Here is a 25,193-nt window from a genome sequence, read left to right on the forward strand (position 1 = left end):
TTAAGCGGGTACGGAGCACTAAATGAAAACAGTATGGTTAGTTGATGATGATGCCTCTATTCGATTTGTACTCGATAAAGCACTCTCTCGAGCAGGGTTTAGCACCGAAAGCTTCTCAAATGGCCAAGACGTACTTACCGCTCTGTCTTATAGTCAGCCGTCAGTTCTGATTTCAGATGTTCGTATGCCTGGATTAGATGGAATGGCATTGCTCGAAGAAATTACTCAGACTCATCCAAACCTACCTGTAATTATCATGACCGCCCATTCTGATTTAGACTCTGCCGTCAACGCTTTTCAAAAAGGTGCTTTTGAATATTTGGCCAAACCATTTGATTTAAACGATGCAGCAGACTTAGTGGAGCGCGCATATCAAGCAAATGCTCAGGCAAAAAAAACCAAGCGGGTAAAAGCGTCAAAAGATACCCCAGATATTATCGGTGAAGCACCGGCAATGCAGGAAGTATTTAGGGCCATAGGAAAGCTGTCCATGTCCAGCATGAGCGTATTAATTAATGGAGAATCAGGTACCGGCAAAGAACTGGTGGCTGGAGCCTTGCACAATCATAGCCCACGAAAAGACAATACCTTTATCGCATTGAATATGGCTGCAATACCAAAGGACCTAGTTGAGTCTGAACTGTTTGGTCACGAAAAAGGCGCATTTACTGGGGCAGACAGTGTCCGAAGAGGTCGCTTTGAACAAGCAAACGGTGGCACGCTATTTTTAGATGAAATAGGCGACATGCCGCTAGATGTGCAAACTAGATTACTGCGAGTATTAGCTGATGGAGAGTTTTACCGTGTTGGCGGGCACCATAGTGTCAGTGTTGATGTGCGAATTATTGCTGCAACTCATCAAAATTTAGAGGCCTTAGTAAAGCAAGGTCAATTTAGAGAAGACTTGTTCCATCGCCTCAATGTAGTTCGCCTCAGACTACCAGCACTTAAAGAAAGACCTGAAGATATAGAAGCACTAGCACATCACTTTTTATCCGCCAGCGCTGAAGAACTTCAAGTTGAAACAAAAACGCTGACAGCAGACTCAATAAAGGCCATGCAGCTTTATCATTGGCCAGGCAACGTTCGTCAATTACAAAATACCTGTCGCTGGCTCACTGTGATGGCACCAAGTCAAACTGTTAACCCTCAAGAGCTGCCTGAAGAGCTATCCCAAGTTCCAAGTTCACACGCCAATGAAGGGGATTGGTTAGATGCTTTTCAAAACTGGCTCAATCAAGAACTTAAGCAAGGGAAAGAGAACATCTGGCCAGATATTCAAGCGCAACTTGAAAGCCGCTTGATCAAAACAGCACTTACTGCCTGTAATGGGCACAAGCAGGATGCCGCATTAAAAATTGGGTGGGGTCGTAATACGCTCACCCGAAAGTTGAAAGAGCGTGATATTCAAGCTTGAGATTAGCTAAACTCAATGTCTTCCTCTATCACTGCCCTTTTATGGATCCTGACCTGCGTCAGGAAGACAACGGTGTGAGTTCATACAGCTCTCAGCTTTACCCTTTTGTCTTCGTGTTCGTCTCCCTGAACTGGTTTCAGGGTCCATAGGGTTTTACTCTAAGCTTTCTCTAACCCTTTTCCCTAAGCAGCTTTCCCCAACTCCTGTTCCTAAACCCCAAATGCAAAAAACCCGTCACATTTCTGCAACGGGTTTCTCTAATTTAATGCCTGGCAATGTTCTACTTTCACATGGCAACTGCCACACTATCATCGACGCTGTTTCGTTTCACTTCTGAGTTCGGCATGGGGTCAGGTGGGTCCAAAACGCTATTGTCACCAAGCAAATCTGGTGTGTTAACTCGCTATCGCAAGCCAACTAAATCTGGAATTCTGATAAATATTAATCAATCTATAACTAATTCTTGTAAAACGCTACTTTAGTAACACTAACTTCTGTCGCTTAAACCACTTTGGCGTTGTATGGTTAAGCCTCACGGGTAATTAGTACTGGTTAGCTTAACATATCACTATGCTTCCACACCCAGCCTATCAACGTTGTAGTCTCCAACGGCCCTTCAGAGAGCTTATAGCTCTAGTGAGAACTCATCTCGAGGCCTGCTTCGCGCTTAGATGCTTTCAGCGCTTATCAGTTCCGAACGTAGCTACCGGGCAATGCCATTGGCATGACAACCCGAACACCAGCGGTTCGTTCACTCCGGTCCTCTCGTACTAGGAGCAACCCCTCTCAATTCTCAAACGCCCACGGCAGATAGGGACCGAACTGTCTCACGACGTTCTAAACCCAGCTCGCGTACCACTTTAAATGGCGAACAGCCATACCCTTGGGACCGACTTCAGCCCCAGGATGTGATGAGCCGACATCGAGGTGCCAAACACCGCCGTCGATATGAACTCTTGGGCGGTATCAGCCTGTTATCCCCGGAGTACCTTTTATCCGTTGAGCGATGGCCCTTCCATTCAGAACCACCGGATCACTATGACCTACTTTCGTACCTGCTCGACGTGTCTGTCTCGCAGTTAAGCTGGCTTCTACCATTACACTAACCGTACGATGTCCGACCGTACTTAGCCAACCTTCGTGCTCCTCCGTTACTCTTTGGGAGGAGACCGCCCCAGTCAAACTACCCACCAGGCACTGTCCGCAATCCCGATCAGGGACCTACGTTAGAACATCAAAACTACAAGGGTGGTATTTCAAGGTTGACTCCACACAATCTAGCGACTGTGCTTCAAAGTCTCCCACCTATCCTACACATGTAGGTTCAATGTTCAGTGCCAAGCTGTAGTAAAGGTTCACGGGGTCTTTCCGTCTAGCCGCGGGTACACAGCATCTTCACTGCGATTTCAATTTCACTGAGTCTCGGGTGGAGACAGCGTGGCCATGGTTACACCATTCGTGCAGGTCGGAACTTACCCGACAAGGAATTTCGCTACCTTAGGACCGTTATAGTTACGGCCGCCGTTTACCGGGGCTTCGATCAAGAGCTTCGACCTAAGTCTAACCCCATCAATTAACCTTCCGGCACCGGGCAGGTGTCACACCGTATACGTCATCTTACGATTTTGCACAGTGCTGTGTTTTTAATAAACAGTCCCAGCCACCTGGTCACTGCGGCTCTCAATCGCTTAAGGAGTAAATCCCATCACAATCAAGAGCGTACCTTCTCCCGAAGTTACGGTACAATTTTGCCTAGTTCCTTCACCCGAGTTCTCTCAAGCGCCTTAGTATTCTCTACCTGACCACCTGTGTCGGTTTGGGGTACGATTCGAAATAATCTGAAGCTTAGAGGCTTTTCCTGGAAGTAAGGCATCAGCAACTTCACTACCGTAGTAGCTCGTCTCGTGTCTCAGCCTAACAACGACCCGGATTTACCTAAGTCATTAGCCTACTCACTTTCACATGGACAACCAACGCCATGCTTGCTTAGCCTGCTCCGTCCCCCCATCGCAATTATTCCAAGTACGGGAATATTAACCCGTTTCCCATCGACTACGCTCTTCAGCCTCGCCTTAGGGGTCGACTTACCCTACCCTGATTAACATGGGATAGGAACCCTTGGTCTTCCGGCGTGCGGGTTTTTCACCCGCATTATCGTTACTCATGTCAGCATTCGCACTTCTGATACGTCCAGCATACCTCCCGGTACACCTTCAACCGCTTACAGAACGCTCCCCTACCACTCAATCTAATGATTGAATCCGCAGCTTCGGTGATATGTTTAGCCCCGTTACATCTTCCGCGCAGGCCGACTCGACTAGTGAGCTATTACGCTTTCTTTAAAGGGTGGCTGCTTCTAAGCCAACCTCCTAGCTGTTTTAGCCTTCCCACATCGTTTCCCACTTAACATATACTTTGGGACCTTAGCTGGCGGTCTGGGTTGTTTCCCTCTTCACGATGGACGTTAGCACCCACCGTGTGTCTCCCGGATAGTACTTTACGGTATTCGGAGTTTGCAAAGGGTTGGTAAGTCGGGATGACCCCCTAGCCTTAACAGTGCTCTACCCCCGTAAGTATTCGTCCGAGGCTCTACCTAAATAGATTTCGGGGAGAACCAGCTATCTCCCGGTTTGATTAGCCTTTCACTCCTAGCCACAGGTCATCCCCTAACTTTTCAACGTTAGTGGGTTCGGTCCTCCAGTTGATGTTACTCAACCTTCAACCTGCCCATGGCTAGATCACCGGGTTTCGGGTCTATACCCTGCAACTAAGCGCCCAGTTAAGACTCGCTTTCGCTACGGCTACCCTAATCGGTTAACCTCGCTACAGAATATAAGTCGCTGACCCATTATACAAAAGGTACGCAGTCACATAACTAGTATGCTCCTACTGCTTGTACGTATACGGTTTCAGGTTCTATTTCACTCCCCTCACAGGGGTTCTTTTCGCCTTTCCCTCACGGTACTGGTTCACTATCGGTCAGTTGGGAGTATTTAGCCTTAGATGATGGTCCACCTATATTCAGTCAAAGTTTCACGTGCTCCGACCTACTCGATTTCACTGCTTATAAATTTTTGTGTACGGGACTATCACCCTGTATCGTGGCACTTTCCAGAGCCTTCCACTAATTACAAAACAGCTTAAGGGCTGTTCCGATTTCGCTCGCCGCTACTTTCGGAATCTCGGTTGATTTCTTTTCCTACGGGTACTTAGATGTTTCAGTTCTCCGCGTTCGCCTCATATGGCTATGTATTCACCATATGATACCTGCAAAGCAGGTGGGTTTCCCCATTCGGAAATCCTAGTCTCAAGCGCCTCTTACTGGCTCAACTAGGCTTATCGCAAGTTAGTACGTCCTTCATCGCCTCCAACTGCCAAGGCATCCACCGTATACGCTTAGTCACTTAACCATACAACCCAAAATGGTTTGTATCGTCAAAGACAGTTTAAACTTCGCCAGAAGTTAATATTGAATACTAAAGTAGATGCTAATTAATCATTGATTAATTGGCATTGTTTTACTTTTGAAAACTCTTTATAGATACGAATATCTATAAGAATTTATTTATCAGCTTTTCCAAATTTTTAAAGAGCAATATTAATTAGTTAATCCCTTAGGATAAAACTAACTAACAATCATCTGTGTGGACACTACGAACAAATAAGTTCTAAATCGTATAAGGAGGTGATCCAGCCCCAGGTTCCCCTAGGGCTACCTTGTTACGACTTCACCCCAGTCATGAATCACTCCGTGGTAAGCGCCCTCCCTAAGGTTAAGCTACCTACTTCTGGAGCAACCCACTCCCATGGTGTGACGGGCGGTGTGTACAAGGCCCGGGAACGTATTCACCGCGGCATTCTGATCCGCGATTACTAGCGATTCCGACTTCATGGAGTCGAGTTGCAGACTCCAATCCGGACTACGACGCACTTTAAGTGATTCGCTAACCTTCGCAGGCTCGCAGCACTCTGTATGCGCCATTGTAGCACGTGTGTAGCCCTACACGTAAGGGCCATGATGACTTGACGTCGTCCCCACCTTCCTCCGGTTTATCACCGGCAGTCTCCTTAGAGTTCCCACCATTATGTGCTGGCAACTAAGGATAGGGGTTGCGCTCGTTGCGGGACTTAACCCAACATCTCACAACACGAGCTGACGACAGCCATGCAGCACCTGTATCAGAGTTCCCGAAGGCACCAAACCATCTCTGGTAAGTTCTCTGTATGTCAAGTGTAGGTAAGGTTCTTCGCGTTGCATCGAATTAAACCACATGCTCCACCGCTTGTGCGGGCCCCCGTCAATTCATTTGAGTTTTAACCTTGCGGCCGTACTCCCCAGGCGGTCTACTTAATGCGTTAGCTTTGAAAAAGTTGTCCGAAGACCCCAGCTTCTAGTAGACATCGTTTACGGCGTGGACTACCGGGGTATCTAATCCCGTTTGCTCCCCACGCTTTCGTACATGAGCGTCAGTGTTGACCCAGGTGGCTGCCTTCGCCATCGGTATTCCTTCAGATCTCTACGCATTTCACCGCTACACCTGAAATTCTACCACCCTCTATCACACTCTAGTCTGCCAGTTCGAAATGCAGTTCCCAGGTTGAGCCCGGGGCTTTCACATCTCGCTTAACAAACCGCCTGCGTACGCTTTACGCCCAGTAATTCCGATTAACGCTCGCACCCTCCGTATTACCGCGGCTGCTGGCACGGAGTTAGCCGGTGCTTCTTCTGTCAGTAACGTCACAGCTAGCAGCTATTAACTACTAACCTTTCCTCCTGACTGAAAGTGCTTTACAACCCGAAGGCCTTCTTCACACACGCGGCATGGCTGCATCAGGCTTGCGCCCATTGTGCAATATTCCCCACTGCTGCCTCCCGTAGGAGTCTGGACCGTGTCTCAGTTCCAGTGTGGCTGATCATCCTCTCAAACCAGCTAGGGATCGTTGCCTTGGTAAGCCATTACCTTACCAACTAGCTAATCCCACTTGGGCTAATCTCTTGGCGTGAGGCCCGAAGGTCCCCCACTTTGGTCCGTAGACGTTATGCGGTATTAGCAGTCGTTTCCAACTGTTGTCCCCCACCAAAAGGCATATTCCCAAGCATTACTCACCCGTCCGCCGCTCGTCAGCAGATAGCAAGCTATCTCTGTTACCGCTCGACTTGCATGTGTTAGGCCTGCCGCCAGCGTTCAATCTGAGCCATGATCAAACTCTTCAATTAAAAGTTTTGTTGAAACCGAAGTTTCGTGCTCATTGAATTCTGATTTTGTTCTTGTTGCCAAGAACGAATTGACCAATAAATAAATTTATTGCTGTTGGTCACTCAGTTTCTCCTAAGAGAAAATCAATTGAGACTCTAAATTTTTTGCTCTCCTTCAATCTAAGAAAGAAGGTTCGCTGTTAGAACTCAATCTGTACGAGTGCCCACACAGATGATTGCTTCATATTTTTAAAGAACATTGCGAAGATTAAGCGCTTTGCTTTATCTCGCTAGGGCTGCGCATGTTACGCTTTCCTATTTTTTTGTCAACACTTAAAGTTAAAAGTTTTTAAATTTAAGTTTTACTTGACGCTGACTCGTTTCAATTTGCTTTTCAGCGTGTTGCTCCGTGTCAGTGGGGTCGCATTATAGGGCGTTCATTAATTTGTTCAAGCACTTTTTTAAACTTTTTGTCTGTTCGCACAAATAAACAGCTAAACGTCTTTTTTTGACTAATTAACAATCAACAAAACGTATAATTGCGATAACTTTGATAAGTAAAATACAACTGTCAGCTCAATCACCAATGAATAATAAAGCCCTTTAGGTCATTTACCTCTCAAAATATCATCATTAATTCCAAAACAGACATAAGCCACAGCCTAAAATTAAGAGTTTAATCATATTATATTCGCAATCTTTACTGCACTATACCGGCATCGTTCGAGATTAAGCTAAGTAAACTCGTACTATAAAATCTTTTTCTGCAAAATTCGATTCTGATTTCACTCAATAAAAATTTACTTAGGATCTATTTTTGGGGGAGTAACACTGAAACTTAGTTTTTAACTACAACAAGAACCCAGACCTGCGTTAGGAAGACTAAAAAGTGAAGCGCAATCTCTAAATAAATACCCCACCTCTTTGGACCTTTTTCAGGCCCATAGTTTTCACTTCCTTTTAGAAGTACAGAAATGTGTAAAAATAACAACGGCAAGCATGAGTGTTTTGGATCCTGACCTTCGTCAGGAGGACTACAAAGTGAAGCGCTGTCTCTAAATAAATACTCCATCTCCCTGAACTGGTTTCAGGGTCCGTGGTTTTCACTTCCTTTTAGAAGTACAGAAATGTGTAAAAATAACAACGGCAAGCATGAGTGTTTTGGATCCTGACCTACGTCAGGAGGACTCCAAAGTGAAGCGCTATCTCTAAATAAATACTCCGTCTCCCTGAACTGGTTTCAGGGTCCATGGTTTTCACTTCCTTTTAGAAGTACAGAAATGTGTAAAAATAACAACGGCAAGCATGAGTGTTTTGGATCCTGACCTACGTCAGGAAGACAACTGTGTGGGCGAAATCAAAACATCGCCTCTAAATACAAAACTCCGTCTCCCTGAACTAGTTTCAGGGTCCATAGGGTTTTTATTCGAAGCTTTCTCTAACCCTTTTCCCTAAGCAGCTTTCCCCAACTCTATTTCCTAAACCCCAGAAAGCAAAAAACCCGTCGCATCTCTGCAACGGGTTTCTCTAATTTAATGCCTGGCAATGTTCTACTTTCGGAAAAATTAAAAAAAACAGTTAAGTGAATAAATAACACTCAAAAAGATGTAAAACCCTTAATTTTTGCACAAAAAACATACTCCAATATTGTGTTTAACTACTCCATACGTTTTTATACAAACAACTTAAACAAAAAAGCCGGATCGCTTAATTACGCTCCGGCTCAAATCTATATTTTATATGGCATATTATGGCCGAGGAATAAAACCAACCGCATCATATACTGCCTTTAATGTCGTTTGCGCTCGCGCTCCCGCTTTCTCGGCACCACTTCGCATGATCTCGTCAAGGCGGTTTTGATCTTCACGGATCTCTTTAAAACGAGATTGAATCGGTTCAATCATTGCTACAACTGCATCGGCTGTATCTTTCTTTAAATGACCATACATTTTATCTTCGTATTCAGGCACTAGATCTGCAACAGATCGCTTTGTTGCGACTGAAAGTAATGTGAGTAAATTAGATACGCCTGGTTTTTCTGCTCGATCAAAATAGATCCGCGCTTGTTCATCAGAGTCTGTGACCGCTTTTTTGAGCTTCTTCTCAATTTTTTTCGGTTCGTCCAACATCATAATAAACGCATTGGGATTATCATCTGATTTAGACATTTTCTTCAAAGGATCTTGCAAGCTCATCACTCGTGCACCCAACTCTGGAATAAACGGTTCTGGTAATTTAAATACATCACCATATAAATTGTTAAAACGCGTTGCTATGTCCCTCGTTAATTCTAGGTGCTGCTTTTGGTCTTCTCCCACAGGTACTTGTGCTGCTTGATACAGTAAAATGTCAGCAGCCTGCAATGCAGGGTATGAAAATAAACCAACATTGATGTTATTTGCATGTTTTGCTGACTTATCTTTAAATTGTGTCATACGGTTGAGCTCACCCATTTGTGCATAACAATTCAGGACCCAACCCAACTGAGCATGCTCTGGCACCTGAGACTGCACAAATAAAGCGGCTTTTTCTGGATCAATACCGCAAGCAACATACAATGCAATACCATTTAAAACCCGCTCACGCAGTTCTTCCGGTTTTTGACGTACAGTAATGGCATGAAGATCAGCAAGCATAAAGTAACTTTCATGATTTTCTTGTAAGTTAAGCCACTGGTTAATCGCGCCAACATAATTGCCTATCGTCATACCACCTGTTGGCTGCATGCCACTCAACACTACTGGTTTACTCATGATGTTCCTTTATATCTAACTATTAATTTCGCTTGTTTAAAATAGGGATTATATCTAAGAATCCCTCACAGAGGTACTCTGGATTAAAATCTTCTAGATTGTACCCTTGGTTGTAACCATACTTCACCGCTATTACGTCTACCTTAGCATTTTTCGCTGCTAATATATCACTCTTTGAATCACCCACCATCATTACGTCGTCGACATTGAGATCTAGAGATTTACACGCCATGATTAAGGGCTTTGGACTTGGCTTTTTCTCGGTATCATCTCCACAAATCAATACATCAAAATAATGGCTGAGTTTTAGTTTATTCAATAATAACTCAGTAAAAGCTCTGTCTTTATTAGTGACTAATGCTTTTGGAAGGTGCGCCAACGCCGATAAGCCTGTTTCTACATGCGCATACAACGCCGCGTAATCCCCTACAATATCATGATAGTGCAGCTTAAATCGGACAATTGAATGATCGACAAGCGATTGACTCAAGTCGGGGTTTATCTCAGTATCTCCTGATAATGCACGTTCCACTAATGTGGCTATACCATTGCCAACCCATGTTTTTACCTGCGCGTAGCTGACGATAGGATACGCTACTTCCGTTAGCGTGAGGTTTAATGCCATATACATATCTTCTACGCTATCGACCAAGGTTCCATCTAAATCAAATAACACACCTTGGTAACTCATGATTCACCCTTTGCTAATTCTAGACGCATTTGGTCTATGACCGTTTTATAGTCGGGTTGATTGAATATCGCAGAGCCAGCAACAAACATATCAGCACCTGCTGCTGCCACTTCAGCAATATTTTCTACCTTTATACCACCATCTACCTCGAGGCGAATATCATGACCAGATGCCGTGATCAATGCTTTAACTTGCTTAAGTTTATCAATCGTTTCTGGGATAAAACTCTGCCCACCAAAACCTGGGTTAACCGACATTAACAAAATTACATCGAGTTTATGCATTACATGGTCCAAATAATGTAATGGAGTTGCAGGATTAAAAACAAGCCCAGCTTTACAGCCTTGATCTTTTATTAAACTGAGCGTTCTATCCATATGTTCACTCGCCTCAGGATGGAAAGTGATAATGCTTGCTCCAGCTTTTGCAAAATCAGGGATCAAGCTATCAACAGGCTTTACCATCAAATGCACATCGATGGGAGCTTCGATCCCATAGGTCCTTAGTGCTTTACATACCATAGGGCCAATCGTTAAGTTTGGCACATAATGATTATCCATCACATCAAAATGGACCACATCTGCGCCAGCACTAAGAACACGCTCAACATCTTCACCAAGCCGTGCAAAATCTGCTGACAAAATAGAAGGTGCTATTAAATATTTACTTTCTAGAGACAAAATATGTACTTCCTAAAGTTACTCACTTTTAAATTAACTTTACCGTAATTGGCGCTGTTAACCCAACAAAAATCAGCGCTTACTTAGCTGACTCAAATTAAAGCATTTACAGAGTTGAATTATGTTTGTTTTATGAACACCTATTGTGTATTATTTACCAATAATGGAAAGGGGAGTAGTTATTATGTTGAGTCGGCAAAAAAGACGGATGTTTGGGCTTTCAGCGATTGCGATTGTATCTTTAGGAGCGATTTCCTATGATGACTCCCAGATCATAAGTTCACTTTATAGCCGTTGCGCTTGCAACGTCACCTCTCAATCACCTGCGGATATCCAAGCCTGTAAACACGATGCACACACCAGTTGGTATGCCTGGCTGTCTGGAGAAAGTAGCAGCGCTCAGTTTCATTATTTAGATCTTTTAGAGCTTTTGCTGGGGTCTAAAGAGTCAAGCTCTACCAATGATGGGTTTACTTCTCCACTTTAAAAGGACATCACTTTGCGACTACTAAGTATCGTACAAAGTGTTCTTGCAGCTATTTTTGGCGTTCAAAGCCATGGTAAGTACAAACACGATTTCAACTCAGAGTCATTTTTGCCGTTTTTAATCATTGGTATTGTATTCGTATTAGGTTTTGTAATCAGCATAGCGCTGTTAGTTCATTATATTTTGCGATAACGGGCATTAAGCTACACTTTAGTTATTACAATACAACGCCATTAATTCGTTAACTTTTGTCCGACCAGTCCCTTTAGGGCTAATCGTCCTCTTAACTTGAATAGCATCTAATTTAGCTTCGCTATAAATTTTACGCGTCCATACCGTGTCATGATTTGATATCAAAACTGGCGTTGATCGCTCAAATGCCGTCGTTTCAGCTAAGTTTGCCAAGGTCGCTTGATCGTTTAAATCAAAACCGCCCTTAGCATACGATGTAAAAGAGGCTGTTTTGCTCAGTGGCACATATGGGGGATCACAATAAACAACCGCATTTTTTGGGATACTCTTGAAAACTTGCGCATAGCCTTGGCAAGTAAAAGTTGCGCTTTGGGCTTTTTTAGCAAACGCATAGAGTTCTTTTTCAGGAAAATATGGCTTCTTGTATTTACCAAAAGGTACGTTGAAGATCCCCTTCAAATTATATCGACATAGTCCGTTGTAACCATGTCTATTCATATACAAGAACAAAATAGCACGCTCATAAATATCAACACTGCTATTGAATTGCTTTCTATATTCATAGTAAGCGTCGGCATGATTGTTTAAATCAACAAATAGCTTTCGTGCATCACTCACAAACTCATCTGGCTGCTGCTTCAATTCATTATATAAATTAATTAAATCAGCATTAATGTCATTCAATATATAGTGTTTAAAGTCTGTATTAAGGAACACAGATCCTGCACCAACAAAAGGCTCCACTAAAGTGTCGGCGTCACGGCTCGCCAACGATAAACGCTGCGCAATGCCTTCAACCAAACTATATTTTCCACCTGCCCACTTTAAAAAGGCTCGGGTCTTTTGTTGCATACAAACTCTAATTATTTTGAAGTTGCGCGATTTTACACTAAAAGCTGATAATTACCGAGCAAACTCAGTAATTTCCTGCTTGATTTTAGTCTGCTTTTTGAAAAAAGGTTGTCCGGCCAGTATATCAGTTGGTAATTGTGCTTTTGCTTGTTTAGCACTATCTAATGTCGTAAAGCCACTTTGTACAACAATCCACCAAATAACTTCTGAACGACGAGTACCGTATATTTCTAGATGCAATATTCGCTGTGTATTCTTTGTAATAAATGCATCGGCAATTACCTTATCTTTTACCGCTAAGAGTTGGATAGCCCAGTTAGTATCGGCTTGCGCTAACAAACTTAGGTGAGAATGTTCCAAAGAATTGATATCGGTAGAACTCATAACTTTTCTTTTCGGTTGAACATCTTTCAGTAATGGCTGATCAATAGATTTATGAACTGCTTCTGCTCGGGTGTCTTCTGCGGAATTATCTTCAATCACTTCCCCACTTAGTTCATCACGTGGCTCTGTCAATGCAGCTAACACAGCGGCCACACGACGCGGTTCAGAACCAACCTTTTTTACGGAGTCTGGTTTATCATTGACGACAACGAGAAGTTGCTCTTCATCATTTATAACATCTTGAGCACCAGTCGATGCGACTTTCTCTGCATTTAGCATAACAACATCATCAACTGTTTTCCCGATAAAAACTTGCTCACTAGGGAGAACAGTATCAACCGCTGGTTGCTCATTCTTTTCAGGTACTAATTCACTGAGCTCTTTTTTATAAACAAACGCAATCATCAGTAATGCCAGCAATACTGTCAAAAGAGTGAGATGCCACTGTGCTTTTGTATATTTACTTGGTCCCGGTTGTGCCAGTTGTTGTTCTGCAGGTCGCCAATCTAATAATACAGCGGGATTACCATGAGATTCACTCAGAAATGCTTGAAAAATCGGATCTTCATCGACAGGTAATTGCGAGAAAAACATTTTCATCAATGCTTTGGATTCAGAGAGCGACAAAGGCTCTAAGTGTAAATCTAACGCTTGTGGTACCATCATCGGTGATTGTGCGGTAATGAGAATATACACTTTTTCTACAGTCTGCTTCGCAAGCTTCTGCAGCTCTACGATCATCTCATCAGATAAGTGCCTTGCACCATCTAACACCCATAAGCACGGTCCTGAACTAGATTCACTATGTAAAGTGATGAAGTTATCACTTAATGACAAAGTTTGATCGATAAGCGGAGAGCGAAAACTATGCTGTAACAGTTGAACGGTGAGTTCACTGTCTTTGGTATGTGCAGATAACTTAACAAAGGCTTTATTAAACTCTGGATACTTATCGGTAATAAAAGACTCTGCTAAATAGCTTTTACCTAATCCAGATGCGCCAATCAAACAGATTAGATTTTGCCCGTATTCAAACTGTAATTCAATTCGATTTACTAAAGCAGCTCTACTGGGCAATATTTGAGATTGCATTAGCGGCCTATAAGAGTGCTCACCGCGTCATCTGACACATCATCTACTAAAGCACATTCTCCCAGCTTTGTGGGCACAATAAATCGAATACGACCTTGTTTGTTTTTCTTATCTTTACGCATATGTAATAAGAATTCAGCACTGGTCATACAATCCGGAATAGTGATTGGTAAATCATACAGCGCAAGTAGCGTTGCGATTCTATCAACCTCTTCGCCAGTCAATGTATTGCGCTCATACGCAAGCTTAGCGGCTAACATCATGCCGGCTGACACAGCTTCACCATGTAACCATTTACCATAGCCCATTTGCGCTTCTATAGCATGACCAAATGTATGGCCTAAGTTCAGTAATGCACGTAAGCCAGCTTCCTTCTCATCCTGTGCAACAATTTCAGCTTTAATTTCGCAACAGCGATAAATCACTTTGGTAAGTGAGTTTACTTCGAGTGCTTTTAGCTGAGCATGATGCTCTTCAAGATAAGTAAGAAAGTCGATATCGTAGATCAGTCCATATTTAATAACCTCTGCCATACCAGCGGAAAATTCACGCGTTGGTAAAGTACTTAAGGTATCGGTATCAATAAAAACGGCTTTCGGTTGATAAAAAGCCCCAATCATATTTTTACCTAATGGGTGATTAACTGCAGTTTTTCCACCAACGGAGGAATCTACTTGGGAAAGTAATGTGGTTGGAATTTGAATAAAGGGTACGCCGCGCTGATAACACGCTGCGACAAAGCCTGTTAAGTCACCAATGACTCCTCCACCTAAAGCAATCAAGCACGTGTCTCTGCCGCAATTGTTTTCCAACAAAAAAGCTGAAACCTGTTCAAAATACTCTAAAGTTTTATACTGCTCACCGTCAGGTAATACAATATGTAAAGGCGCACATGCGTCCAAGCTTTGCAATAACCCATCTAAATACAATGGTGCAACAGTCTGGTTAGTGACAATAACAGGTCGACATGCTCCAACATAATGTTGTAACTGTCGACTATCTGATAACAGATTTTGACCAATATAAATGGGATAACTACGCTCGTTCAATTCAACTTTTAGTTCAAGCATGTATCCCTCTCAGATTGGTCATTTAACTAGAAATCTAGTTTATCTATAATTTGATTAGCAACTACTTTTGCGCTTTGCTCGTCTGTGCGAACAATATGATCAGCCACTTCTTTGTAAAGTGGTTCACGCTCTTCTGCCAAACGCTCAAGAACATCTCTTGGCGCTTCCTCGGTTTGTAAAAGTGGACGACGCTTGTCACGCTGTGTACGAGCAACTTGTTTCTCGATAGGAGTTTCTAAGTAAACAACAATGCCGCGCGCAGATAACTTATTGCGCACTTCTTTGCTGACTACTGAACCACCGCCCGTCGCCAAAACAATGCCTTGCATCTCGGTTAGGTCAGAAATGACGCCTTCTTCGCGCACTCTAAACCCATCTTCACCTTCAAGATCAAACACCCACGCAATGTCTGCGCCAGTACGGCGTTCAATTTCTTGATCCGAGTCTACAAATTCAAGGTGTAATTGATCAGCAAGGTGTCGACCAATCGTGCTCTTACCAGCCCCCATCGGGCCCACTAGAAATATATTACGTTTCTCAGCCATATCTTTTTAGTACTAACGAACTCTAAAATTTGAAATAAAACCCCGCCTAACGACCTGGCCCCAAAATTAAGGAGGGGATTATCTCAGTAATTCGTGAACGATTTCAAGTCAAATAGTATAAAAAGCATCTACTAGACCTGAAATCAGCGGATTACTAGACAATTACTGACCATCTAGCATTATTTTTGGGGTCACAAATATCAATAATTCTTTCTTCTCGTTTATTTCACGAGTATTTCTAAATAACATTCCCACGTAAGGGATGTCACCTAACAGTGGAATTTTACTCACTGCACTGGTTATTTCTTGTTGGTATATCCCACCAAGTACCACAGTTTGACCATTTTCCACTAAAACCTGTGTTTGGATCTGCTGTGTATTAATCGCAACAGCAGGACCACTTGGTGTTTGAACATTATCACCTCGAGTATCCTGCGTAATGATCAAGTCTAGTATAATTTTGTTGTCAGGTGTGATTTGTGGCGTTACTTCTAAACTTAACACCGCTTTTTTAAAGCTGACTGACGTTGCACCACTCGATGCCGCTTCAACATATGGGATCTCAGTACCTTGCTCAATCCGTGCTTTCTTCTGATTCGCCGTGGTGATGCTTGGTGTAGCAATGATTTCACCCTTATTCTCTTGCTCTAATGCTGATAACTCAAGATCAATTAATGTCCCATCTGCTAACTTCGCTATGTGTACACCAATACGCCCAGCGGATAGTCCCGAAACGGGTAAATTAACATTTAAGCGATTAGTAAAGTCAGGTATGTTTCCATTAGACAATGAATCAGCACCTTCTAATGAGCCTGAAATCGCATCAGACCCTTGCTGATCATTAAACCCCCAGCGTATGCCAATATCTTCCTGTACATTGTCTTTAACCGTCACCATTCGAGATTCAATGCGCACCTGCTTCACCGGTACATCTAATGTCTCAACCATGCGACGAATGCTTTCAATACTACGTGCACTGTCTTTTATTAATAACGTATTAGTGCGGTTATCAACCGATACACTACCACGATCACTGACAATGCTATTTATGTCTGTCTTTAATAAATCCGCAAATTCTTCCGCTTTTGCATAATTTAATTGAATATACTCACTATACAGCGGCTCAAGCTCTTCTACTTGCTTGCGTGCTTGTAACTCTTTAGCTTCTCTGGCCGCTAACTCTTCTGAAGGAGCAACCATTAAAATAGAGCCCTCCATTCTTTTATCAAGCCCTTTTACTCGTAACACCACATCTAACGCTTGATCCCAAGGCACACCATCAAGACGTAAGGTAATATTACCACTAACAGAATCACTCGTAACCAAGTTGAAATTATTGGTATCAGCAATTATTTGCAGTACAGAGCGTACAGGAATATCTTGAAAATTAAGCGTTATTGGCTGACCTTGATACTCCTTTTTCTGTCCAAAAACTTGTTGTTCGGTGTCTTTTTCGACCGTCAGCGTAAAAATATTATCCAGCTGCTGGTAGGTATATTTGAACGCGCTGTTAGGTTCGATGACTAAACGACTGCTGTTTTCTTCTCTAAATGTTTCGACTTTACTGACAACCGTGCCAAAATCTAAAACATCTAATTCATAAAGTAACTCATCTAAAATCGCGGTATGGTGAAAGTCAGCAATGATCTTACCGCCACGCTCTTGAACGTCTATTGCAGCTTGGGCACTTTGCAAAAAAGCGAGTACTTTGGCTTCACCCTTTTCCCCACGGCGAAAATCTATAGATTGTATGGTATTAATATGAGTTGAAACTGAGGCTGTCGCTTCATTTGTCATATCTGCAGCTATCGGGTTATCCGATACCTGCAAATAAACGAGATTGTTCTTCACTCTGGTTTTATACAGCTTTAGCTTGTCCATTACGACCGTTAAAGTAAAACCCTTTTCTTCCATTCTACTTTTAATAACCTGTATGCCAGCCTTATTAACAGCTAACGACTTCAAGCTTTCTTCAAATTCCGCACCGGGGAAAAATAACGCAAGTCGAGCAGGTGAATTTAACACTGTGACAGTCGGTTCGATATCTAATTGCTCATCAAAAACGAACTGCAATTCAGTTTCTTCATTTGGAACTGGGTTATAACGCACATCATAGAGCATAGGCACAGCCTGAACTAACCCTGATAGCACTAACAACATTCCAGAAATCGTTGCTCTGAAACCAAAATTCACACTCTTACGAGCCATAATCATTTTACCTTTATTGTTATTCACCTGTACCAGTTTCTTCTGATTCGTGTATTTCTACTTTTGTTAGTCGCTCTTTCCAACACCCTGTGCCGTCTGGTATCAATTCTAATAGTTCAATATGATCAGGATTAACACTAACAACCTCACCGTGGTAAAGCCCCATATATTGTCCTTGTTTTATTCGATATAGACCTTGATCTGATGCTTTAATTAACGCCCATGTTGCATTCGTTGTGGCGATAGTGCCTTTCATCTCTAGATTATCTAACGGGTACTTCTCTAGTGGGTCTCTTGCTCTATTTGGATCAGGGTGTAAACAATTACGCACCTGTACCATTTTACTTTCAATCACTTCTGGCTCAGGCGCAACAAAAGGGCTCCGCAGACTCACCGCATCATATGAAAAATGTGTAAATTCTCGCATTTTTGGTATAGGTTCTACCTTGGGTGTAGCGCTCGCCTGTATCTGATCAATAAATTCTTTTTGTTCCGCAGTGTCATCATTACACGCAGTCAGCAACAGCACTCCTATTGCTATCAAAGCAAGCCGATACATTACTTACGTCCCTCTTGCTCATAGCGATATGTTTTTGCCACCACACTGAATACTAAATTATTATTCCCTGCATTTTCAATTTGAAAGTCATGTAGACTCACAATACGCGGTAACTCAGCAACCTTACTAACAAATTCACCAAATTCATGGTAAGTCCCTACAATTTCGAGTTTAATCGGCAGTTCCGTATAAAACTCTTTTGTGATTTCAGGTAACCAGCCAATTTTTAAAAACGTGAGACCGCTCGATGTCCCAACATAAGTCAAGTCATCTAATAACCCTGGAGTTTCATTTGAAGTGGGTAAGCGTCTTAGTAGCTGTGAAAATTGCTCCTCCATATCGAGCATTTGCTGACGATATAAATCTAAGTTATTAGCACGCGCATACTTTATACGGTAACTTGTTCTTAATTCCTGCTCAGCGTTAACGGCGCTGTCGTATCGGCTAATCGACGTAGATACTAATAAGCTATATCCTACCGCAAGTGTGATCACGACCACTAAAACACAACACAGCACCTTTACTGCAAAAGGCCATTCGCCGATGTTATCTAATTCAATTTCATTCCAATCGATATCTTGCAATGATTTAAGATCAAAATTCACTCTTTAAGCCGCCTTTAAATTACTGCTCACGCTGAGATTCTTCAATTTGTTTAAACGATTTCACATAAAAGTGCATAGTAAAATCACTCAATAGCCTTGAACGCTGCTCTCCTGCTACAATGCCCTGTATTATCGGGCGCTCAAGTAAGTATGACGCTTCTACTTGCCGTAACATTTGTGATAAACGATTATTAGATTCACTTCGTCCAATCACCTTGAGTAAATTCCCTTGTCTTTCTAAACTAGTGAGATAGACCCCTGCAGGCACAACACGTGTGATCTCATCAATAATCTGTGTTCCTAAGTTTCGATTACTTTGTAACTCTTCAATCAACCGAATACGTCGCTGTAAGTTGTCTTTCTTTTTATTTAAGTCATTAATCGCAACAATACGAGTATCTAATTTCGCAATTTCTGTTTTCAAATAACTATTTTTTATGTTTTGGCCAGCAGTCAAGCCATCATAAAATGCACCAATAAAGTACATAACTAAAAACACAACGCCAACTATTAAGCCGATAATCGTTAAAAACTTTTGTTGCGACGCCTGACGCTGCTGTTCTCTCCATGGTAATAAATTTATATGTGGCATGACGTAAAGCTCCTCAATGCGAGCCCTGTTGCAATAGCAAATTGTGGCTTATGCCTTTGCAATACATTCCTATCTACTTTAGGAGACACCTCCATATCCACAAAAGGATCTGCAACGATCGTGTGAATACCTAACTCATCAACCAATAATCTATCTAACCCTTCAACTAAAGCAGTACCGCCAGTTAGAACAACATAGTCTACATGGTCTTTACCACTTGTGGTCATAAACATTTGCACCGCTCTGCGCACTTGCTGTAGTAATGCAGTTTGAAAAGGCGCTAACACTTCAAACGTATAGTTAGGTGGTAAATCCCCAGTTGTTTTTGCAATTTCAGCTTCATCAAAACTTTTATTGTAGTAGGCAACAATACTATTTGTATATTGCTCGCCGCCAAACACTTGATCTCGGGTGTAAATAGCTTTACCTGATTGGATCACACTAACTAGGGTGATCACTGCCCCAATATCGATTACTGCAACGACTTTATCAAAGGCATCTGACGGTAATTGCCCATACAATACATCTAGTGAACGACCCAAGGCATAACTTTCTACATCAACCACTTTTGCCTTATAGCCAGCTTCTTCTAAGGCACCAACTCGTGCTTGAACACTTTCTGTTCTCGCAGCTGAAAGTAATACATTGACCCGTGAAGGATCCGCTTCATTCACCGAGATTTTCTCAAAATCTAAGCTTACCTCATCCAATGGATAAGGAATTAAGCTGTCAGCTTCTATCGCAATTTGCGACTCCAATTCAGCATCAGTTAATGAAACATCCATAAAAATCACTTTAGTAATAACCGACTGACCAGACACAGCAACGGCGGCATATTGGGTATGTTTTGGTAAACGCTTTTTTAATTTACTGATAACTCGTCCAATGGCTTCAATATCTTGAATTGCGCGCTCCGATATTGCACCTTTTGGGATAGGCTCAATCGCCACAGCCTCTACTCGATAGCCGGCATTGGACTGTGACAGCAACACCGCTTTTGCACAATGAGAGCCAATGTCGATGCCGAACATCATCGGTGCTTGTTTATTGAAGAGTTTGCTAAGCATGGCTGTCGCCTAATATCCTTTGTTTTATGTATGAACAAGTTATAATTATATACACATTTATTATTAATCATTTTTTATTCAAGATATACTAGCAGTGTCTACCTATAATTGGGAGTCTAACTAGGGAATATTCCGTGACTATATTGAAGAGAGCTTTACAGTTTTTTATCGCTTGTACTATTTTAGGTCTGTTAACATTAATCAGTCTTTATTATTATGTCAAATCTGATATCCCCAGCGTAAAGGTACTTAAAGAGGTACAATTACAAACCCCCATGCAAGTCTTTACCAAAGATGGCAAACTCATTAACCAATTCGGTGAGAAACGACGAATTCCAGTAAAAATTGACGATATTCCACAGCCCCTTATTGATGCCATACTCGCCACGGAGGACAATCGATTTTACGAACATTTTGGCATCGATCCAATCGGCATTGTGCGTTCATTTATTGTCTTAGTCAGTACGGGAGAAAAGAAACAAGGTGCCAGTACTATAACCATGCAGCTTGCTCGAAACTTTTTCCTTACTCGTGAAAAAGCGTATATACGTAAAGTCAAAGAAATTTTTATCGCATTACATATTGAACAGCTCCTCTCGAAAGACGAAATCCTCGCCCTTTACCTTAATAAAATTGAATTAGGGCATCGGGCATTTGGGATTGGTGCAGCGGCGCAGGTGTACTACGGCAAAGAGCTCCATGAACTCACATTGCCACAAATGGCCATGATCGCAGGACTGCCAAAAGCACCTTCGGCGCTCAACCCCATTCGCAGTGCAACCCGAGCAAAAGCGCGTCGTAATGTTGTATTAGGCAGAATGTTTAAAGAAAAATATATAGATAAAGCAACCTACGAAAAAGCCAAAAATACACCTATTACAGCAAAACGCCATGGGGCAGAAATAGAGCTTTATGCACCTTATATTTCCGAAATGGTCCGCGCTTATATGGTAGAGCGTTATGGGACTGACAAAGCCTATAATAGTGGGTTTAGAGTCTTTACCAGCGTTGAGTCTGATATTCAAGCTGCCGCTCAACAGGCACTGGTCAATAACTTACACAAGTACGATATGCGTCATGGCTATCGTGGCCCTGAAAAAACATTATGGCAATTTGAAAATGAAGCACCTTGGACGGAACAAGCAATATTGGCGCATTTAAAGCCAGTGAAAGAAATCGCTCCATTACAAGCAGCGGTTGTTACCGATATATCTGAACAGTCTGCAACCGTGCTTTCTAAGTCAGGTGAATATCAAACCATAAATTGGGATGGGCTAAGCTGGGCTCGTGCCTTTATTTCACAGACCCGTCAAGGCCTACCACCCAAAACAGCAGCTGAAATATTAGCACCAGGCATGCAAATTTGGCTTAGGAAACATAAAGATAAATGGCAACTAAGCCAATACCCTAAACCATCAAGTGCACTGGTCTCACTAGACCCACAAGATGGCAGAATAAAAGCCTTAGTAGGCGGGTATAGCTTTACACAGAGTCAATATAATCGTGCGACTCAAGCAAAAAGGCAAGTTGGTTCAAATATAAAGCCTTTTATTTATTCAGCAGCGATAGAAAGTGACTACTCACTAGCAACCATTATTAACGATGCACCAATCAATCATTGGGATAAAAGCCAGCGATATGCATGGCGTCCAAGAAATAGCCCCGATGTGTATAGTGGTCCGATCCGAATTCGTCGTGCACTGGCACAATCAAAAAACGTTGTATCTGTCAGGCTATTACAAGGTGTAGGCTTACACAAGAGCGCTGATCACTTACTTAAATTTGGTTTTCAAGATGAAGACATTAATCGCAGTGAATCTCTGGCGCTCGGCAGTGCTGCCATGACACCACTGGAGATGGCCAGAGGAATGAGCACCTTTGCCAATGGCGGTCATCTTATCGATCCGTATTTTATTAGTGAGATTCAAGATGCGTATGGTAATACCCTGGGGTCAGCGCAACCTCTAATCGCATGTGATGAAGAACAGCTAGAGATGTACTCTCATACCTGCGCACCCCAAGTGATCTCAGAACAAAATGCATTCTTAGTATCAAGTGCTATGCACAGTGCTATTTGGGGCGGGGGCAGTTGGCGACACAAAACGGGTTGGACGGGTACTGGCTGGCGTGCACAGAATTTAAAACGCCGAGATTTATCTGGTAAAACAGGGACTACTAACGAGTCGATAGATACTTGGTTTAGTGGCTTTAATCAAAACGTATTAACAACGGTATGGGTGGGCTTTGATGATGCAAGCAAGCCATTAGGACGTGCATCATATAACAATAACCTAGGCAAAAATCAGTTGGTAGGCGCAGAATCTGGGGCTATTTCTGCACAACCGGCATGGATTGAGTTTATGCGCACCGCCCTCAACAATCAGCCTCTCGCCCCCATTGAACCACCACCAGGTTTAATCTCAGTACGCATTGATTTAAAAACGGGTTTACTGAGTCATAAGAATGATTACACAAGTCGTTTCGAATATTTTGAACCCGGTACAGTACCAACCAAATATGTATTAGACAAAGGTGCAAGCACACCATTTGATGATCCTTTGCCAATACAAGATGAGTTATTTTAAAACATCAACATGTTAAGCGCCTCAGTAATATCTAAATACAAAAAAGCCAATCATTTACCTGATTGGCTTTTTCGTTATTGATGCTGAGTTAAGGCGAATCTATAAGTAAATTAGGCTTCTAAATCAGACATATAGTTTGCTGGTAGCTCAATTTGCGCAACACCGGACTCGATCGCTGCATGTGCCACAGCCTTAGCTATGCGTGGCAATAATCGCGGGTCCATTGGCTTTGGAATAATATACTGTGCACCAAACTCCAAGCTATCAACACCAGCCGCAGTCAACACTTGTTCTGGTACAGGCTCTTTCGCAATACTACGAATCGCTTCAACCGCAGCAATCTTCATTTCATCATTAATCGCTGTGGCTCTAACATCGAGCGCACCGCGAAAAATAAATGGGAAGCACAAGACGTTATTTACCTGATTTGGATAGTCAGAACGGCCTGTGGCCATAATCAGATCGGTGCGTGCACTGTGCGCAAGCTCTGGATTGATTTCAGGATCTGGATTAGAACATGCAAATACTACAGGCTTATCTGCCATTAGCTTTAAATCATCGGCAGACAATAAATCAGGGCCAGATACTCCAACAAACACATCAGCATCAGAGATCACATCTTGCAACGTACGCTTATCCGTATTATTTGCAAATAATTGCTTATACTCATTTAAATCGTCACGACGCGTGTGAATAACGCCTTTACGATCGAGCATATAAATGTGCTCACGTTGTGCACCACACTTAATTAATAGCTCCATACATGCGATGGCTGCAGCACCGGCACCCAAACATACGATGATCGCATCTTGTATGTCTTTACCCTGAATTTCTAGCGCATTAAGCATGCCCGCAGCCGTCACAATGGCAGTACCATGTTGATCATCATGAAAAACGGGGATTTCACACCGCTCAATCAGCGCTTTTTCAATTTCAAAGCATTCAGGGGCTTTAATGTCTTCTAAGTTAATACCACCAAATGTATCGGCTATATTAGCTACAGTATTAATGAAATCTTCAGTCGAGCGATGCTTAACTTCGATATCAATTGAATCTAATCCGGCAAAACGTTTAAACAGAAGTGCCTTACCTTCCATTACTGGCTTAGATGCTAAGGGGCCTAAATTACCCAAGCCCAAAATGGCAGTACCATTACTGATCACTGCAACCATATTACCTTTACCGGTATATTTGTACGCGTTTGCAGGATCAGCCGCGATTTCACGCACTGGTTCGGCAACACCTGGGCTATACGCCAAGGCTAAATCTTTAACGGTTTCCGCTGGCTTAGTCAGTTCAACACTGATTTTACCTGGAACGGGATGAGCATGATAATGTAGAGCTTGTTCACGAAAGTCTGACATGACGCGATATATTCCTGCAAGAAGTTAAAAGTGAGAGTGAAATTCCGCAATTAAGTCAACAATACCCTGTTTGCAAATATATTCAAGCAATATCAGGTCGATCCTGTATTTACTAGTTCAAGGCATTTTCACAGATTTTTACGGGTATTTAACTTATTTTATCTGCTTTTATTCATCAAAAACTACTGACCATCTACTTTTATTCCACCTAAATTGAATGAAAAACAACCCACCCTAGCCAAAATAGAGCAAACTACCAAGATAGACCAAAAAAGTAGAGATTTCACCGCAGTTGGCATACTTTAATGAATTTTAAAAACAGTAACTTTAACGACACTTTGAATTTTTATGCATAAAACTAACAAAGATACGCAAAAAAACCATTCAGTCCGTTCTACGACTATAGAAGCTCTTTTGAAAAAGTGAAATGAGGTAAATTAAATACCGAACATAAGGAATAGAAATTAGAGTCTAAGCTCTACAGATAATATCATTAAATTTAAGACACAAAAAAAGCACCCGTAGGTGCTTTTATCAAACGGGTTGTCTTACTTACTGCTAAGAGAACCAAAACGCTTGTTGAAGCGGTCAACACGACCACCTGTGTCTAAGATTTTTTGCTTACCAGTATAGAATGGGTGACACTCAGAACATACGTCTAGGTGAATATCTTTACATAGCGTTGAACGAGTCGCAAATTTATTACCACATGAACAAGATGCGTTAATCGTTTCGTACTTAGGGTGAATACCTTCTTTCATAGCAACCTCTGGTTAGGCCGTATCGCTCTCCAAACCCGAAGTTTGGCACCATACGTAGTTATACAAATAATTGGACGCGTATTTTATGTAAC

General features: G+C 42.3%; 18 protein-coding genes and 3 rRNA genes. 4 read left to right on the forward strand and 17 right to left on the reverse strand.

Annotated features, from left to right (window positions below; all coding sequences use genetic code 11):
• Positions 1-22 precede the first annotated feature (22 nt).
• Positions 23-1,417 carry a nitrogen regulation protein NR(I) gene (glnG, locus tag PCIT_RS15935; protein WP_010367127.1) on the forward strand — a complete coding sequence of 465 codons (1,395 nt, stop codon included), beginning with the start codon at positions 23-25 and terminating at the stop codon, positions 1,415-1,417.
• Positions 1,418-1,684: 267 nt separating this feature from the next.
• Here glnG and rrf read toward each other — a convergent pair.
• The 6 genes from rrf to rpe all read right to left on the reverse strand — a co-directional run bounded on the left by rrf (position 1,685) and on the right by rpe (position 10,738).
• Positions 1,685-1,799: ribosomal RNA gene (gene rrf / locus PCIT_RS15940) — 5S ribosomal RNA — on the reverse strand.
• Positions 1,800-1,938: 139 nt separating this feature from the next.
• Positions 1,939-4,827: ribosomal RNA gene (locus tag PCIT_RS15945) — 23S ribosomal RNA — on the reverse strand.
• 268 nt (positions 4,828-5,095) lie between these two features.
• Positions 5,096-6,635, reverse strand: a 16S ribosomal RNA gene (locus PCIT_RS15950).
• Together the 16S, 23S and 5S rRNA genes form the textbook arrangement of a ribosomal RNA operon.
• Positions 6,636-8,362: 1,727 nt before the next feature.
• A complete protein-coding gene (gene trpS, locus PCIT_RS15955; protein WP_010366456.1) occupies positions 8,363-9,367 on the reverse strand; it encodes a tryptophan--tRNA ligase in 1,005 nt (334 codons plus the stop codon).
• Between the two features lie 22 nt (positions 9,368-9,389).
• Entirely contained in the window at positions 9,390-10,058 is a 669-nt protein-coding gene (locus tag PCIT_RS15960) for an HAD-IA family hydrolase (RefSeq protein ID WP_010366454.1), read from the reverse strand.
• Positions 10,055-10,738 carry a ribulose-phosphate 3-epimerase gene (rpe, locus tag PCIT_RS15965; RefSeq protein WP_010366452.1) on the reverse strand — a complete coding sequence of 228 codons (684 nt, stop codon included), beginning with the start codon at positions 10,736-10,738 and terminating at the stop codon, positions 10,055-10,057. Before rpe ends, PCIT_RS15960 begins: the two co-directional genes overlap by 4 nt.
• Positions 10,739-10,922: 184 nt before the next feature.
• Between rpe and PCIT_RS15970 the strand changes: the two genes are divergently transcribed.
• Positions 10,923-11,225 (forward strand): hypothetical protein, encoded by a 303-nt coding sequence (locus PCIT_RS15970; protein WP_010366450.1) that lies wholly within the window; start codon positions 10,923-10,925, stop codon positions 11,223-11,225.
• A 12-nt stretch (positions 11,226-11,237) separates the two neighbouring features.
• Positions 11,238-11,417 carry a DUF2970 domain-containing protein gene (locus tag PCIT_RS15975; RefSeq protein WP_010366448.1) on the forward strand — a complete coding sequence of 60 codons (180 nt, stop codon included), beginning with the start codon at positions 11,238-11,240 and terminating at the stop codon, positions 11,415-11,417.
• 18 nt (positions 11,418-11,435) lie between these two features.
• Here PCIT_RS15975 and PCIT_RS15980 read toward each other — a convergent pair whose 3' ends face one another.
• The 9 genes from PCIT_RS15980 to PCIT_RS16020 all read right to left on the reverse strand — a co-directional run bounded on the left by PCIT_RS15980 (position 11,436) and on the right by PCIT_RS16020 (position 20,391).
• On the reverse strand, positions 11,436-12,269 hold the full coding sequence (locus PCIT_RS15980) for a Dam family site-specific DNA-(adenine-N6)-methyltransferase (RefSeq protein WP_010366446.1): 834 nt from the start codon (positions 12,267-12,269) through the stop codon (positions 11,436-11,438).
• Positions 12,270-12,320: 51 nt separating this feature from the next.
• Entirely contained in the window at positions 12,321-13,745 is a 1,425-nt protein-coding gene (locus PCIT_RS15985; RefSeq protein WP_010366444.1) for an AAA family ATPase, read from the reverse strand.
• Positions 13,745-14,815, reverse strand: coding sequence for a 3-dehydroquinate synthase (gene aroB, locus PCIT_RS15990; RefSeq protein ID WP_010366441.1), 1,071 nt, complete (start codon positions 14,813-14,815; stop codon positions 13,745-13,747). The genes PCIT_RS15985 and aroB overlap by 1 nt, the downstream gene beginning before the upstream one ends.
• Positions 14,816-14,841: 26 nt before the next feature.
• Entirely contained in the window at positions 14,842-15,360 is a 519-nt protein-coding gene (gene aroK / locus PCIT_RS15995) for a shikimate kinase AroK (RefSeq protein WP_010366439.1), read from the reverse strand.
• A gap of 162 nt (positions 15,361-15,522) precedes the next feature.
• Positions 15,523-17,604 carry a type IV pilus secretin PilQ gene (locus PCIT_RS16000; protein WP_420492149.1) on the reverse strand — a complete coding sequence of 694 codons (2,082 nt, stop codon included), beginning with the start codon at positions 17,602-17,604 and terminating at the stop codon, positions 15,523-15,525.
• The gene (locus PCIT_RS16005) at positions 17,588-18,127 is read right to left on the reverse strand and encodes a pilus assembly protein PilP (protein WP_010366436.1); all 540 of its coding nucleotides are present in this window, start codon (positions 18,125-18,127) and stop codon (positions 17,588-17,590) included. The genes PCIT_RS16000 and PCIT_RS16005 overlap by 17 nt, the downstream gene beginning before the upstream one ends.
• Positions 18,127-18,732 (reverse strand): type IV pilus inner membrane component PilO, encoded by a 606-nt coding sequence (locus PCIT_RS16010; protein ID WP_010366435.1) that lies wholly within the window; start codon positions 18,730-18,732, stop codon positions 18,127-18,129. The genes PCIT_RS16005 and PCIT_RS16010 overlap by 1 nt, the downstream gene beginning before the upstream one ends.
• Before the next feature lie 19 nt (positions 18,733-18,751).
• Positions 18,752-19,324 carry a PilN domain-containing protein gene (locus PCIT_RS16015; RefSeq protein WP_010366434.1) on the reverse strand — a complete coding sequence of 191 codons (573 nt, stop codon included), beginning with the start codon at positions 19,322-19,324 and terminating at the stop codon, positions 18,752-18,754.
• Complete coding sequence (locus PCIT_RS16020) at positions 19,312-20,391, reverse strand: pilus assembly protein PilM (RefSeq protein ID WP_010366433.1); 1,080 nt, start codon at positions 20,389-20,391, stop codon at positions 19,312-19,314. Before PCIT_RS16020 ends, PCIT_RS16015 begins: the two co-directional genes overlap by 13 nt.
• A gap of 134 nt (positions 20,392-20,525) precedes the next feature.
• Here PCIT_RS16020 and PCIT_RS16025 point away from each other — a divergent pair, with 134 nt between their 5' ends.
• On the forward strand, positions 20,526-22,976 hold the full coding sequence (locus PCIT_RS16025; protein ID WP_010366432.1) for a penicillin-binding protein 1A: 2,451 nt from the start codon (positions 20,526-20,528) through the stop codon (positions 22,974-22,976).
• Between the two features lie 110 nt (positions 22,977-23,086).
• Here PCIT_RS16025 and PCIT_RS16030 read toward each other — a convergent pair whose 3' ends face one another.
• Both PCIT_RS16030 and rpmE read right to left on the reverse strand, forming a co-directional pair.
• A complete protein-coding gene (locus PCIT_RS16030; protein ID WP_010366430.1) occupies positions 23,087-24,340 on the reverse strand; it encodes a malic enzyme-like NAD(P)-binding protein in 1,254 nt (417 codons plus the stop codon).
• Positions 24,341-24,888: 548 nt separating this feature from the next.
• The gene (gene rpmE / locus PCIT_RS16035; protein WP_010366427.1) at positions 24,889-25,101 is read right to left on the reverse strand and encodes a 50S ribosomal protein L31; all 213 of its coding nucleotides are present in this window, start codon (positions 25,099-25,101) and stop codon (positions 24,889-24,891) included.
• Between the last annotated feature and the right edge of the window lie 92 nt (positions 25,102-25,193).

The organism is Pseudoalteromonas citrea, from assembly GCF_000238375.3.
Taxonomy (GTDB): Bacteria; Pseudomonadota; Gammaproteobacteria; order Enterobacterales; family Alteromonadaceae; genus Pseudoalteromonas; species Pseudoalteromonas citrea.